A 13,045-nucleotide genomic window follows, 5' to 3' on the forward strand; every position below is an offset into this window, starting at 1 on the left:
GGTGGCAGCGGTCAACCAGGAGATCGGGGCCAGACAGGCGCGAATCAGTGCCCGTACGGGTGGCAGGCTGCGGCTGCTGCGTCCGATCGCGGGTGCCGCAGCGGCAGCCGCACCCCGTCGGGTCCGCAGAGTTTGTCGCCGTCGAGCCACCAATCCGGTGGCGGCCGCCGGAAATCGGCGCCGGTGCTGTGCCAGTGCTCGCCTTCCCAGAGAATCGGTTCCCCGCTGCGTGGGCAGCTGGTGGCGTCCATCGCCCAGCCGCTGCCCGCCGCCACCCACACCACATTCGGGTGGTCGTAGGCAATGGAGGTGATCAGCACATCGTCGCAGTTGGCGACGACCACGGCGTGCGGGTGCCGTGCCAACCCGGCGCGCAGCCGCCGTTCGATCGTGTTGATTTCGCCGACCCGGTCGAGCTGATCACGGCTGAGGTTCAGCAGCACAACCACCGACGGGTTGAGCGAATCACTGACATGCGGCAGATGCAGTTCGTCGACCTCGATCGCCGCCAGCGGCGCGGACCGGTGCACGCTCAACGCCGCGACAATGCCTGCGTCCATATTCGCGCCGTCGGCCTGAGTGGCGACGTCCCCGATGGTGCTCAGCGCGGCGGTGGTCATCCTGGTGGTGGTTGATTTGCCGTTGGTGCCGGTGACCAGCACCGTGCGCCGCCCGCGGCCCAGCTGATCCATGATCGTCGGATCGATCTTCAACGCGATCAGACCGCCGATCATCGACCCTTTGCCGCGACCGGCTTTCTGCGAGGCCCACGACGCTGCCGCCGCCGCCCGCAGCGCGATCCGCCCGCGCACAGATATATCTGCCACGCGCGCAGTCTAATGTTCGCCCGTCGAGCGGTCGCGCCGCGTATTCACCAGCGCCGCCACCGCCCCCCTGCGCTGCCCACCGCTATCTGCCGTCGGCTGTCTGCAGCGACTACCGAGATAGTCCGCGGTGCGCGGGCCGCAGCCCGGCTCAGAGCTGGATATCGAACAGATTGGGCAGCCCGGCGGCATAGCGGTCGGCGTCGATTCGGCGCAGCGGTTCGAGTTCCTGGGCGCGGTAGAGGGTAAAGGTGCGGCAGCGCGGCGCGTTCGAGCCGGCTACGTCCAGCAGCGCGTTCACCGCGGTGCGCGCGGATTCGCTGGCGCCTTCCATGGTGGCCAGGTCGATATTGGTGCGCACATAATCGCCTGCCAAGAAGAGGTTCTCCAGCGGGCCGTGCGCATCGGGGCGTGCTTCCCACGACCCGGCGGTGTTGATGAGCAGCGGGTCGGCGTTGGTGTTGTGGCCGCTGCCTTGCTGCCAGACGATAGCCGGGTCGAGGAACCAGGAATGCAGGTTCGCCTCGTGCAGCAGATCATCGCGATCGTTGAGGTGCGCGCACATCTGCGCCCAGGTTTCGCGCGCGATCTCCTCGGCCGTGCATTCGCGGGCCGGTTTGCCGTAGAGAATGCCCGGGGTATGCCAGTTGGAGATATCCACCGACAGGCATTCGGCGACCAACCCGTCCCCGAATTCCGGCAGTTTGCGCGCCCACAGGTGATTCTGGGTGATCGCGGTGAGCGACCACGGGGAGTCGATGAAAGCGATGTGACCGTCGCTGATATCAACCGGTTCACGCAGGTAGTACTGGATGCCGTTCATCCAATCCGTATGCAACCGGTGCATCCGTTCCAGCTCCGGCCACTCGGCGAGCACCTCGGCGTTCCACAGGGTGCGGGCGCGTTCCGCGGGCAGCGCCACCACGAAGTAGTCGGCCGCCACCGAACGGGAAACACCCACGGAATCGACCACACGTGCCGCGCGGATCCGCCGGTCACGCACCTCGAGTCCACGGACTTCGGCTCCGAGCTCGAAAGCGACCCCGAGCTCACGCAACAACCGTACCCACGGATCGATCCAGGCTGCGTTCGTCGGGCCGTTCAGCACCCGGTCCAGGCTGCCGTCGAATCCGATTTCCAGCGGGTTTCCCAGGAACTGCTCACCCATCGTCCCAATGGTGCGCACGCTGGCCATATCCTCTTTCGCCGCGACCAGCAGACTGGTCAGCGTGCGCGACAGCAGCGCGCGGAACTCGTGCGACCGCTGATGCCCACCCACGAACTCGTGCCAGGACATACGCTCCCACTGGCCGAGCCTGCGGGCATCGCTGCTGGTATTGAACACCAGCAACCGGTTGGCGAAGTACATCCCCTCCGCGGGCGGCATTCCGGTGGCTGTCGCAACAGCGGCGCCCAGCGTTTCCCGGAACGAATCCGGGTCGGCTGCACCGAGATGCGCCAAACCCAACGGAACCCGGAAGTCGTCGCCGTCGCGGCGGGAGAACCGCGCAACCGGTGCCGCGACCAGGTTGTTCCACACACCATCCGGGTTCTCCGCGAACGGGATACGCCGCATCGTATCCGGAACATGCTGGTAGAAGCCGGGGAAGAAACGGAAACCGTGCTCGCCGGGAAGATCGAGACGCCCACCGGTCCCGGTGCCGGACACCGGGATACTGCGCGCCTTACCGCCCAACGCGCGTCGCTCGTAAACCGTGACCCGGAAACCGCGTTCGGCCAGTTCATGCGCCGCAGTGAGCCCGGCAACCCCGCCCCCCAACACCGCAACCCGCTGCCCCGGGCTCCCGGCAGCCCGCGAAACCCCCACCGTCGCTGAGCCGACCACACCCACACCTGCCGCGACGGCACCGGCCAGTACAGCCCGACGCGACACCGCCCCACATTGTCCACTCATGTGTCGCTCTGCTGCCTAGCCTCGGGATAACGCTGATCGATCGGTTTACTTCACAAGGTTGCGGGCAAACGGGACTCGGCGACCGCCGTCAATGCAGGCCTGACCGTCGGGTGGACCGACACCGATCCACCTCCGACTGACCGAAACCCCGGTCTGGCCTCAGGATTGGAATCGGATGTACTGCTGATTCGCGACGTACTCGAAATCCTCGGCGACGATCGCCGCCAGCTCCAACAGTGCCCGCCGGGTCGGTTTGCTCACCAGTTCCAGGTCGATCTCGGCGCCCTCGGCCAGATGGTCGTCGAACGGGACCACCTGCACCGCGCGCGTACGATCCAGGAACAGTTTGCGCAGATGATCGAGGTCGACCGACGAGGAACCCCGCCGGGAAGCATTCACCACCACCACGGTTCGCTTGACCAGACTGTCGTAGCCGTGATGATCCAGCCAGTCCAAGGTCGCCGAGGCGCTGCGCGCGCCATCGATGGCGGGCGAGGTCACCAGCACCAGCGAACTGGCCATATCGAGCACACCGGCCATCGCCGAATGCATCAGACCGGTGCCGCAGTCGGTGAGAATGATGTTGTAGAACGACTGCAGGATCGTGATCGCCTTGCGGTAATCAGCCTCGCTGAACGCCTCCGACACCGCCGGGTCCTGTTCACTGGCCAGCACTTCCAGCCGGCTCGGCGCCTGAGACGTATGCGCCCGGACATCGGAGTACCGCGTGATATGCGGATCCTCCAGCAGGTTGCGGACCGTCGAACGGGTTTGCCGCGGCACGCGATGCGCGAGCGTACCGAGGTCGGGGTTGGCGTCGATGGCGATAACACGGTCACCGCGCACCGACGCGAACGTCGAACCCAGTCCCACAGTGGTCGTGGTCTTGCCGACGCCGCCCTTGAGCGACAGGATCGCGATCCGGTGATCGCCCCGCACGGGCTGATTCACTCGCGCCACCAGATCGCGATGCACCATATCGGCAGGGGACTCACCCGGGTTGATCATGCCCCGAGATGCCTTGTGCACCGCGCGCCGCCAACCGCTGCGCGGGGCCTTGCGAACGCGTTTCAGCAGGTTCAGGTCGTTGACGGAATGACCGGCCTGACCAGGCTCGGGCATATTCTGCGGCTGGAACGGCTGCTGCGGTTGCAGACGCTGCTGCTGCGGCGCGGCCTGGAACTGCTGCTGCTGGTTTGTTGCGGGAGGCTGGTACTGACCGGTCGGCGGGCCTGCTGGAGGCGCGGACGGCGCGGCAGGCGGAGGAGTGGGTGTCTGAAACTGCTGCGGCTGCTGCACCGGCGGAGGAGCCCAGCTGTAAATGGGGTTACCCGCCTGGTCGGCATCGCTCGACGGCGCGGCAGAACCGTACGGCGCGTTCGGCTGCGATACCTGGTTGCCCGCCTGATTGAACTGGTCTGCGCCGGGCTCAGAGAACTGCCCGGACGCTTGCCTCTGCCCGCTGCCCGGCCCGTGAGTGAACTGCCCACCCTCAGCGGACTGGGTGAACTGGCCTGTTGCCGCAGGTGGCGCGAACCCACCATCAGGGGACTGAGTGAACTGGTTACCGCTGTGCGGCTGATCGAACTGTCCTGGCGGCTGCGCGAACTGACCACTGCTGTACGGCGACGACCCGGCGGCGGTCTCCGGGAACTGGCCGCCCTGCGACGCGAACTGCCCAGGTGGCGGCGGGGCGAACTGCCCACCAGGCTCACTGAACTGGCCGCTCGGCGCAGCGTACGGTCCGCCACCCGTCCCCGGATAGCTCGCCCCAGCCTGCGAGAACTGCTCACCCGAAGGCGGCGCGAACTGCCCTGCGGCCGGATTGTCGTACGGATTCTGCTGCGGGAACCGATCACTCGAATACGAGCTGGACGGACCATCCCCCGCCTGCGCAAACGGTGAATCCACACCAGAAAACTGCGCCGCACCCGCATCCGGGGAACCCATATCCGACCCGACCGCAGGCGAACCCACATCCGGCACCATGAACTGCCCACTCGTATACGCGGGCGGCGCGAAAACCCCCTCGGACTGCTGGGAATCACCACCAACATCCTCGAACGACGAACCAGGCGCCGACGAGAACGATGGCGACATCCCACCACTGGGAGCATCCTCAACCGAACCCACCCCGTCTACAGCATCCCCACCCGGAACACCCGGAACCCCACTGTTATCGGACACGTCGACCGTATCCGCCGCGCCGACACCATCAGAATGCTCGGAAAATTCTCTGTCCGAGGACACCGCGCCAGATACATCACCATCACCGGACGAACCCGGCGCATCCGTCACACCATCAGCGGAAACATCTGCTACCTCACCTGATTGCGCTGACGCATCAGGCTCAGCAGTGTCCACCGGGTGACTCTGCAGCCATGGCGGAGAAGTCGGGTCGTGGTCGTTACTAGTCACAGTTCCCCCATCTGCTCGGTACATCAAGCAGAAAGCTCGGCGGCTGGAGTTGCCACAACGCTATCAGTATTTATTGGCACGCTGGCGCGCGCGGGTTCGTAAGACTCACCCGGACACGTGCTGCTGACGGCAGATACCGGGAAACACCTGCGCGGCGAGCGGCTCGTAAGACTTACCTGGTCGGCTTCGGATGAGTCTCGGTGGGTTTACATGACAGAGCCGGGCAGGAACGGGGACTGCGCGACCGCCGTTCCTGCCCGGCCCGTCTACCTAACTCAGTGGGCGCGGTTGACCGCGGATGCCACGGCGCGCAGCGATGCGGTGGTAATGGAGGTGGCGATGCCGACACCCCAGACAACCTTGTCGCCGACCGCGCATTCGACGTAGGCGGCTGCCTGGGCGTCGTCGCCTGCGGACATGGCGTGCTCGGAGTAGTCGAGCACCTGCACGTCGAAGCCGACACCTGCAATGGCGTCGACGAATGCGGCGAGCGGGCCGTTGCCGGTCCCGGAGATCTCCTGTTCGACGCCGTTCACTTTCACCACGGCGGTGATGGTGTCGGTGCCGCCGTCGGTTTCCGATGCGGTGACCTTCTGCCTGATCCGTTCCAGCGGCAGGACCGGGCTGAGGTACTCGTCTGCGAAGACATCCCACATCTCCTTGGGAGTGACCTCGCCACCTTCACCGTCGGTGATCTTCTGGATGGCCTGGGAGAACTCGATCTGCAGCCGGCGCGGCAGTACCAGGCCGTGGTCGGTTTTCATGATGTAGGCCACACCGCCCTTACCGGACTGCGAATTGACCCGGATCACGGCCTCATAGGTGCGGCCGACGTCCTTGGGGTCGATCGGCAGGTACGGGACCTCCCAGACGGTATCGGCTATATCCGCGCCCGCCGCGTCGGCGGTCGCCTTCATCGCGTCCAGCCCCTTGTTGATCGCGTCCTGGTGGCTGCCGGAGAACGCGGTGTAGACCAGGTCGCCGCCGTACGGGTGACGCTCGTGCACGGGCAGCTGGTTGCAGTATTCGACGGTGCGGCGGATTTCGTCGATATCGGAGAAATTGATCTGCGGGTCGATCCCGCGGGAAAACATGTTCATGCCCAGGGTGACCAGGCAGACGTTGCCAGTGCGTTCCCCGTTACCGAACAGGCAGCCCTCGATGCGGTCGGCGCCCGCCTGATAGCCCAGTTCAGCGGCGGCGACGGCGGTGCCGCGGTCATTGTGCGGGTGCAACGACAGCACGATCGCCTCCCGGCGGGCCAGGTTGCGGCTCATCCACTCGATGGAATCGGCGTACACGTTCGGTGTCGCCATCTCGACGGTCGCGGGCAGGTTGATGATCAACGGTTTATCGGGGGTGGGCGCGATGATTTCCGAAACCGCGTCACACACCTGTTTGGCGTATTCCAGCTCAGTACCGGTGTAGGACTCCGGGCTGTACTCGTAACGCCAGTTGGTATCGGGGTAGCGCTGCTCCACTTCCGAGCACAGCCGCGCGGCGTCGGTGGCGATCTTGCAGACCGCGTCGCGATCGGCGCGGAACACCACTTTCCGCTGCAGGATCGAGGTCGAGTTGTAGAAGTGCACGATCACATTGGACGCGCCTGCGCATGCCTGGAAGGTCCGCTCGATCAACTCGGGGCGACATTGGGTGAGCACCTGGATGGTGACGTCGTCGGGGATCGCGCCGTCCTCGATGATCTCGCGGACGAAGTCGTAGTCGGTCTGGCTGGCCGACGGGAAACCGACCTCGATCTCCTTGTAACCCATCCGCACCAGCAGATCGAACATGCGGCGTTTACGGGCCGGGCTCATCGGATCGATCAGCGCCTGATTGCCGTCACGCAGGTCGACCGCGCACCAGGCGGGAGCGCGGTCGATGACCTTATCCGGCCAGGTGCGGTCGGGCAGGGTGACCGGTTCCACCTCCTCGGCGAACGGCCGGTAGCGGAACGCAGGCATCGACGAGTTCTTCTGTTTGTTCCACGCCGGCTGGTCGGCGGGCGCGGGTTTAGCGGGCGCGGTGATGGTGCGCGAGCTGGATACGAAGGCGTCAGCGGGTGACATGCGATTTCTCCGTGGGGTGAGATGTGTCCCGTATGCGGGTCGACCGGCACGGTGGAACCCCGCGACGGGAGGCCGGTCCGTTCAGACCCCGCCGCGGCGGCCGAGAAGAAGAGCCCGCTGCATGACGTCGCCGAGTTTACCGTGCCGAATTCGCTCGGACCACGCCGGGCACGCGTACCTCGCTCCGGGCGTACCTCCGTCTTCGCTCCGGCCATGCGCATTTATGTCTACATCCTGCACGACGCACGGCTGGGTGGGGTCTGCCTACCTACCGCCTTTGCTCCGGGCGTGCGGCCTGCGTATTTTCTCGCACTCGCTCCGGGCGTACTCCGTCTGCGCTGCGGCCGTGCGCTCTGCTGTGCACCTTCTGCGTCTTCGTCTTCCGGCTATGCGCTTGTGCGTGTCTCTGTCATTCGCTTTGGTCATGTGCTTTGCGTGAACTTGCGCAATTGCTTCAGTCGTGCGTTCGCGTACCTGCGCATTCGCTTCGGTCGTGCGAACAAGGTGAGCTTGCGCTGGTACCGTTCGCGGGCCGACGGGACGTCCGAAGGGTTCACCTATGACTTGGCTGGAACAGCTGGCCGTTTTCGGGGCGGGGATTGCTGCGGGTGGGATCAATACGATTGTCGGGTCCGGCACCCTGATCACCTTTCCGGTGCTGTTGGCGGTCGGGTTGCCGCCGGTCACCGCGAATGTGTCGAACACCGTCGGGATCGCTCCCGGTTCGCTGAGCGGGGCGATTGGATATCGCAGGGAGCTGGCAGGCCAGCGGGTGCGGCTGATCCGCCTCGGCACGGCCTCGCTGCTGGGTGCGGCGGTGGGCGCGGCGCTGTTGCTGACCCTGCCGGATAGGGCGTTCGCGGCGATCGTGCCGGTGCTGATCATCGCGGCGCTGGTGCTGGTTGTGATCCAGCCCCGGCTGGCCGCTTGGGTGAAGGAGCGCCGTGACGCCGACACCGGACCGGTGCACGGCGGTCCGGTGCTGTTCGCGGCGGTTTTCGCGACCGGTATCTACGGTGGCTATTTCGGCGCGGCCCAGGGCGTGCTGCTGCTCGGGTTGCTCGGCGTGTTCGTGCATGAAGACATCCAGCGCCTCAATGGCGTGAAGAATGTTCTTGCTCTGCTGGTGAACGCCCTGGCGGCGGTGATCTTCATCGTGATCGCCCAAATCGACTGGCAGGCCGTCGCCTTCATCGCCGTCGGCGCGGTTATCGGCGGCCAGCTCGGCGCGAAACTCGGCCGGCGTCTGCCGCCGAACGTGTTGCGGGCGGTGATCGTCATGGTCGGTTGTACCGCTGTGGTCCGCCTGCTCACGTCTTAGCGGCCTGCGCGCGTATCCCCTGGTGCACAGTCGTGTTCGGACTGTTCATCAAGACCGAATATCGGTAGCATCCGTCGGCTATAGACATGATCAGAAAGGTGGCCCAGTGGACAGGCGTGCCCTCTTCAAGGCGGCGGGGGCAGCTGCCCTGATCGGGGCGGCAGGGTCGGCGACGGGGGCAGTGCGGCCGTCGCTACCGCGAGCCGCGGCGCAACCGGTGTGGCACGAATTGTTCCGGCAGTGGGTGCCGGAGATCTTCGCTCCGATTCCCGACCCGCCCGAGCATTCCGAAGCGATCATCGTCGGCTCCGGGTTCGGCGCGGCGGTCGCGGCGCTGCGGCTGGCGGAGGCAGGCATAACCAATACGGTGCTCGAACGCGGCTCCCGCTGGCCCAACGATCCGTGGCGGGAGATCTTCACCGGCGACGATCTGCCCGACGGCCGCGGGTTCTGGCATCGCACCAATTTCACCGGGGTCACCAAGGTGACGATGCATTTCGCCGATTTCGGCGGAGTCCTCGACTGCACCACATATCCGGGCATCGATGTGTGGCGGGCGGCCGTGGTCGGCGGCGGTTCGGTGGTTTTCACCGGTGCGATGATCGCCCCGGAACGCAAACTGTTCGATCACGTTTTCGGCGGCGTCGTCGACTACGGCGAATTGGAGCGGATCTACTACCCGCGGGTGCGGCAGATGCTGCGACTGGATCGAATGCCAGCGGATATCTACGCCTCCGCGCCGTTCGCCCATTCCCGCGCCTGGGACGAACAGGTACGTAAGGCCGGTTACCAGCCGATCCCGAACGATTCGATCTTCACCTGGGACATCTTGCGTGGCGAGCTCGCAGGCACCACTCGGCCCTCGGCTACTGCTGCCCGCAGCAACCTCGGTAACTCCAACGGCGCGAAGTTCGACCTCAATCAGAACTATCTGAAGTACGCGCAGGACACTGGGCGCTCGACAATCTTCCCCGGCCACCGCGTCGACTCGATCGCCAAGGAGTCGGGCGGCCGGTTCGCGGTGACCGTGACCAAACTCGCCCCGACCGGAGCGGAACTGGGCACTCGCACCCTCACCTGCGACCGCCTGTTCCTCGGCGCGGGTTCGATCGGCACCTCCGAGCTGCTCGTTCGCGCCCAGGCCACCGGGACGCTGCCCGACCTCAACGAGCATATCGGCGACGGCTGGGGCACCAACGGCGATGTGGCGTTGGCTCGCGGCGCGAGTTCGATCGGCGGTTTCGGCCAAGGTGTGCCCAGCGCGAGCCGGATCTTCGACGATTCGGATGTCCCGCTTACCCTGGAGAGCTGGTACATCCCCGGTATTCCGTTCGAGACCGGCGCCCTGGCCTCGCTCGGGTTGGTGCTCGACCCGACCAGGACCCGCCTCGGCTACGACAAAGCCACCGGCGGTGTCGGGCTTTCCTGGCCGCGTAAGAACCGAGACGAGGTCGTGGCCGCAGCCCACGCGGTCGACCGCCGGATCGCGGAACGGGCCGGAGCGATGGTCGAATACGACGCCCTCGGCTACGCCGCGAACGCCCTGTTCACCGCGCATCCGCTGGGTGGTGCGGTGCTCGGGAAGGCGACCGACGGCTACGGCCGGGTGCATGGGCACAAGGGCCTGTATGTGGTGGACGGGGCGGCCGTTCCGGGCAGCACGGCCACCGTCAACCCGTCGCTCACCATCACCGCATTGGCCGAACGCAATATCGAGGCGATCATCCGCGCGGGGCATTGACGACCGGACAGCGCTCGCGATCGGATCGAACCGCAACATCCGTACCGGGCCCCCGGCGGCGTATTGATGCCGGCGGGACGGTTCGGCGTCGAAGGGAAGCTTCACGTGGCAACTGCGCCGCCCACTGACTACGGCCTCGGCGACGCCTGCGATACCGACAATCAGGGCGGATTCCCGCGTAAACCGCCCGCACTGTGGACCGATTTCTTGATGCTGGCGCTGGCCATCGTCTCGGTGGTGCTGGTCGGCTGGATCACCTTCTTCGAGGTTTCCGGCGACACCTATCGCATGATCGTGATCGCCGACTACGCGATCTGCGCGGTATTCGCGGCAGAGTTTCTGTGGCGTTGGCACCGAGCAGGCTGGCCGTGGACGTTCCCGCTCGTCTACTGGTACGAAGTGCTCGGCATGATCCCGGTGACCAGCCCGTGGTTGCGCGGTTTCCGGCTGCTGCGGGTGGTGGTGATCCTGGTCCGGCTGGCCAGGGTCGCCGACCGCGTATTCGGCGACCGGGTGACCGCCGCTGTGGTGAACCGGTCGGTCGTCACGATCGTGGAGACGATCAAACGCCCGATGACCATGGCGGTGCTGGACGAGGTCGCCGATGTGCTGCGCACCGGCCACTACACCCGCAATATCGCGGCCGCTCTGGAGGAGAACCGGGGCGAACTGGACGAGATGATCGTGGAGCTGATCAAGAATGATCCGCAGGCAGGCCGGGTCCGCTATATCCCATTCCACGACGAGATCATCCGGCTCATCGCCGACACTTCGTTCCGGATCATGTTCCAGGTATTGGCCGACCCGCGTACCGATGAACTGGTTTCGGACATGATCAGGGAGAACGTCGATCAGATCCGGGAGTCGGTACGCAACGGGGTGAAGGTGGCGCCGTCGGCCTATGGTCCGACGCCACTGGAGGCGACGGCCCGGCATCTGACCACTGTGCGCCGGGACTGATCGGGGAGATCAGACGATCTGGTATCGCTGCTCGGTCTCGGGGAACTGCTCGGCGAATTCGATGAAGTTCTGCACCACCGCCTCGTTGGTGCGCCGCAGGGTACGGCTGAGTAGGAAGCCGGGTGCGGGAATCGGCAGGTAGAGCTCGGTGTGGTACCAGACGCTGGTGCCGCCCTGTTCGTTGTCGGCGATTTCGAAGAACCCGCCGCCCTTGACCCCGCGGGTGCTGTCGGTGACTTCCCACGAGGAGCGGTCGACGTCCCAGTCGTATTCCAGAACCTGCAGGTCGGACGCTCCCATCATCTCGGCCTTGACGAAAACGCGGAGCGGACGGCCGTGGTCGTCGCGGGTGGCCACGCGGGCGTCCACATAGGATGACGACCATTCCGGCAGCATTTCGACAGCCAGTAGCGCGTCCATCACCTGGGCGGGGTCCGCTTCGACGTCGAATCTGATGTCGGTTTTCGTACGCATGACTTACCTCCGCGCCCCCTGTGTGTATCAGTCGGCCCGATTCTGCTCAGCGGTGCAGTGATCGTCAACACTTCGTCGAGCGGTGACGGGCCGTCCGCGGCGGCGTGGGCGGGCGCGGATCAGCGGGGCCGAGGTAGGGTGCGGGTCAGGCAGAAGTGAAACGTTCTATTGTCGCATCCGGGCCGGGGAAGACGAGCGATTCGTGTCCGTCCTCGAAACGCACCATATACGGCGGTGAACCATCCGGCCCACGAACTTCGACGATCTCGCCTTCCTGATCACTCTGCCCCACGATGTGCCCGTGCACATGCAGTCGATCTCCGACGTTCGCCATCATGGGCTCCATTATCGAAGTCGGTGCCATACATCACAAGGGTGCTCATGCGGCTATGGCGCGCTGTCTCTTTGTTTGTCTCCCGGAAGGTGAGCTCGCGGCTTCGTCCCTGGTCGATGTCCCGATCGCCGCGTCGATGAGCGCCTTCCCGTATTCGGGGCTTCCCCGCGCTTGACACCACTCCAACTGTAGTACTACGTTTAAACCGCTTCAGTTGGAGTACTACAGGCAAGGTGGTCTTATGCGAAAGCTCGTCTACTACGTCGCCGTCACGATCGACGGCTACATCGCCGGGCCCGGCGGGGAGTTCGACTTCTTTCCGGTACCCGACGACATGAAGACGTGGAACCCCTACCCGGAATCCATCCCGGTACATGTGCGAGAGCTTGTCGGGATCCCGGTCGATCTGCCCAATCGGTCATGGGACACCGTGCTCATGGGCAGGGGAACCTACGAACCGGGGCTGGCCGAAGGGGTGCCGAGCCCGTACCCGCATCTGAAGCAGTACGTCTTCTCCAGCACCCTCGACCCCGCCGACTATCCCCAGGTCGAGATCGTCGACACCGATCCAGTGGAAAAGGTGCGCGCCCTCAAGCAGGAAGAGGGCCTCGACATCTGGCTCTGCGGCGGTGCAAAGCTCGCGGGAGAGCTGATCGATGAGATCGACGAGATGGTCATCAAGAGCTATCCGGTATTGGCGGGACGAGGCATCCCCTTGCTGAACGGGCGGTTCCGGCCGACGCTTTTCACCCCGCAGCGACGTCAGGAGTTCAGCAATGGAACGCAGGTCACCTGGTTCAGCCGGGCCTGAACGGGAACCCGGCTCCGGGCGTCGCACGCCCGTGTCAACCCTGTGGGCCGAGATGTAAACGTGACCTCGTGCGTCTGTGGGTTATTCCACAGACGCATAGATAGCGGTAAAAGCCCAGGCCGTGCGCCGGTACTCTGAGTCACTGATCGTTTGTTCGCCGACATTGGAGGACCCTGTC

At 65.3% G+C, this 13,045-nt stretch carries 9 protein-coding genes and 1 pseudogene; 4 read left to right on the forward strand and 6 right to left on the reverse strand.

What is annotated here, in order from left to right:
- Positions 1-68 precede the first annotated feature (68 nt).
- The 4 genes and pseudogenes from B0T44_RS00005 to leuA form a co-directional block, all read right to left on the reverse strand.
- A pseudogene (locus tag B0T44_RS00005) lies at positions 69-827 on the reverse strand (Mur ligase family protein); the annotation flags it as partial.
- Between the two features lie 148 nt (positions 828-975).
- Positions 976-2,739: a hydroxysqualene dehydroxylase gene (locus tag B0T44_RS00010; protein ID WP_081511421.1), complete on the reverse strand. Its 1,764-nt coding sequence runs from the start codon at positions 2,737-2,739 to the stop codon at positions 976-978.
- 159 nt (positions 2,740-2,898) lie between these two features.
- Positions 2,899-4,839 (reverse strand): MinD/ParA family ATP-binding protein, encoded by a 1,941-nt coding sequence (locus B0T44_RS26225; protein WP_175648070.1) that lies wholly within the window; start codon positions 4,837-4,839, stop codon positions 2,899-2,901.
- Between the two features lie 593 nt (positions 4,840-5,432).
- On the reverse strand, positions 5,433-7,226 hold the full coding sequence (gene leuA / locus B0T44_RS00020; RefSeq protein WP_077118773.1) for a 2-isopropylmalate synthase: 1,794 nt from the start codon (positions 7,224-7,226) through the stop codon (positions 5,433-5,435).
- Positions 7,227-7,785: 559 nt separating this feature from the next.
- Between leuA and B0T44_RS00025 the strand changes: the two genes are divergently transcribed.
- From B0T44_RS00025 to B0T44_RS00035, 3 genes are all read left to right on the forward strand, one after another.
- The gene (locus B0T44_RS00025) at positions 7,786-8,547 is read left to right on the forward strand and encodes a sulfite exporter TauE/SafE family protein (protein WP_077118771.1); all 762 of its coding nucleotides are present in this window, start codon (positions 7,786-7,788) and stop codon (positions 8,545-8,547) included.
- Between the two features lie 106 nt (positions 8,548-8,653).
- Positions 8,654-10,288, forward strand: a complete 1,635-nt coding sequence (locus tag B0T44_RS00030) for a GMC oxidoreductase (protein WP_077118769.1) — start codon at positions 8,654-8,656, stop codon at positions 10,286-10,288.
- Between the two features lie 105 nt (positions 10,289-10,393).
- Positions 10,394-11,248 carry an ion transporter gene (locus tag B0T44_RS00035; RefSeq protein WP_077118908.1) on the forward strand — a complete coding sequence of 285 codons (855 nt, stop codon included), beginning with the start codon at positions 10,394-10,396 and terminating at the stop codon, positions 11,246-11,248.
- Positions 11,249-11,257: 9 nt separating this feature from the next.
- On the opposite strand, the gene B0T44_RS00040 is transcribed toward B0T44_RS00035, so the two are convergent.
- Together B0T44_RS00040 and B0T44_RS00045 are read right to left on the reverse strand one after the other, a co-directional pair.
- Positions 11,258-11,722, reverse strand: coding sequence for an SRPBCC family protein (locus tag B0T44_RS00040; protein WP_077118767.1), 465 nt, complete (start codon positions 11,720-11,722; stop codon positions 11,258-11,260).
- Between the two features lie 145 nt (positions 11,723-11,867).
- Positions 11,868-12,059 (reverse strand): DUF1918 domain-containing protein, encoded by a 192-nt coding sequence (locus B0T44_RS00045; RefSeq protein WP_077118765.1) that lies wholly within the window; start codon positions 12,057-12,059, stop codon positions 11,868-11,870.
- A 238-nt stretch (positions 12,060-12,297) separates the two neighbouring features.
- On the opposite strand from B0T44_RS00045, the gene B0T44_RS00050 reads away from it, so the two are divergent.
- Positions 12,298-12,867 carry a dihydrofolate reductase family protein gene (locus B0T44_RS00050; RefSeq protein ID WP_077118762.1) on the forward strand — a complete coding sequence of 190 codons (570 nt, stop codon included), beginning with the start codon at positions 12,298-12,300 and terminating at the stop codon, positions 12,865-12,867.
- Positions 12,868-13,045: the final 178 nt, after the last annotated feature.

The organism is Nocardia donostiensis, assembly GCF_002081715.1.
GTDB lineage: Bacteria > Actinomycetota > Actinomycetes > Mycobacteriales > Mycobacteriaceae > Nocardia > Nocardia donostiensis.

Excerpts from the sequence above, each read along its gene's own strand:
- B0T44_RS00010 (WP_081511421.1), bottom strand. The coding sequence starts at position 2,739 with ATGAGTGGACAATGTGGGGCGGTGTCGCGTCGGGCTGTACTGGCCGGT.
- B0T44_RS26225 (WP_175648070.1), bottom strand. The coding sequence starts at position 4,839 with ATGTCGCCATCGTTCTCGTCGGCGCCTGGTTCGTCGTTCGAGGATGTT.
- leuA (WP_077118773.1), bottom strand. The coding sequence starts at position 7,226 with ATGTCACCCGCTGACGCCTTCGTATCCAGCTCGCGCACCATCACCGCG.
- B0T44_RS00025 (WP_077118771.1), top strand. The coding sequence starts at position 7,786 with ATGACTTGGCTGGAACAGCTGGCCGTTTTCGGGGCGGGGATTGCTGCG.
- B0T44_RS00040 (WP_077118767.1), bottom strand. The coding sequence starts at position 11,722 with ATGCGTACGAAAACCGACATCAGATTCGACGTCGAAGCGGACCCCGCC.
- B0T44_RS00045 (WP_077118765.1), bottom strand. The coding sequence starts at position 12,059 with ATGATGGCGAACGTCGGAGATCGACTGCATGTGCACGGGCACATCGTG.
- B0T44_RS00050 (WP_077118762.1), top strand. The coding sequence starts at position 12,298 with ATGCGAAAGCTCGTCTACTACGTCGCCGTCACGATCGACGGCTACATC.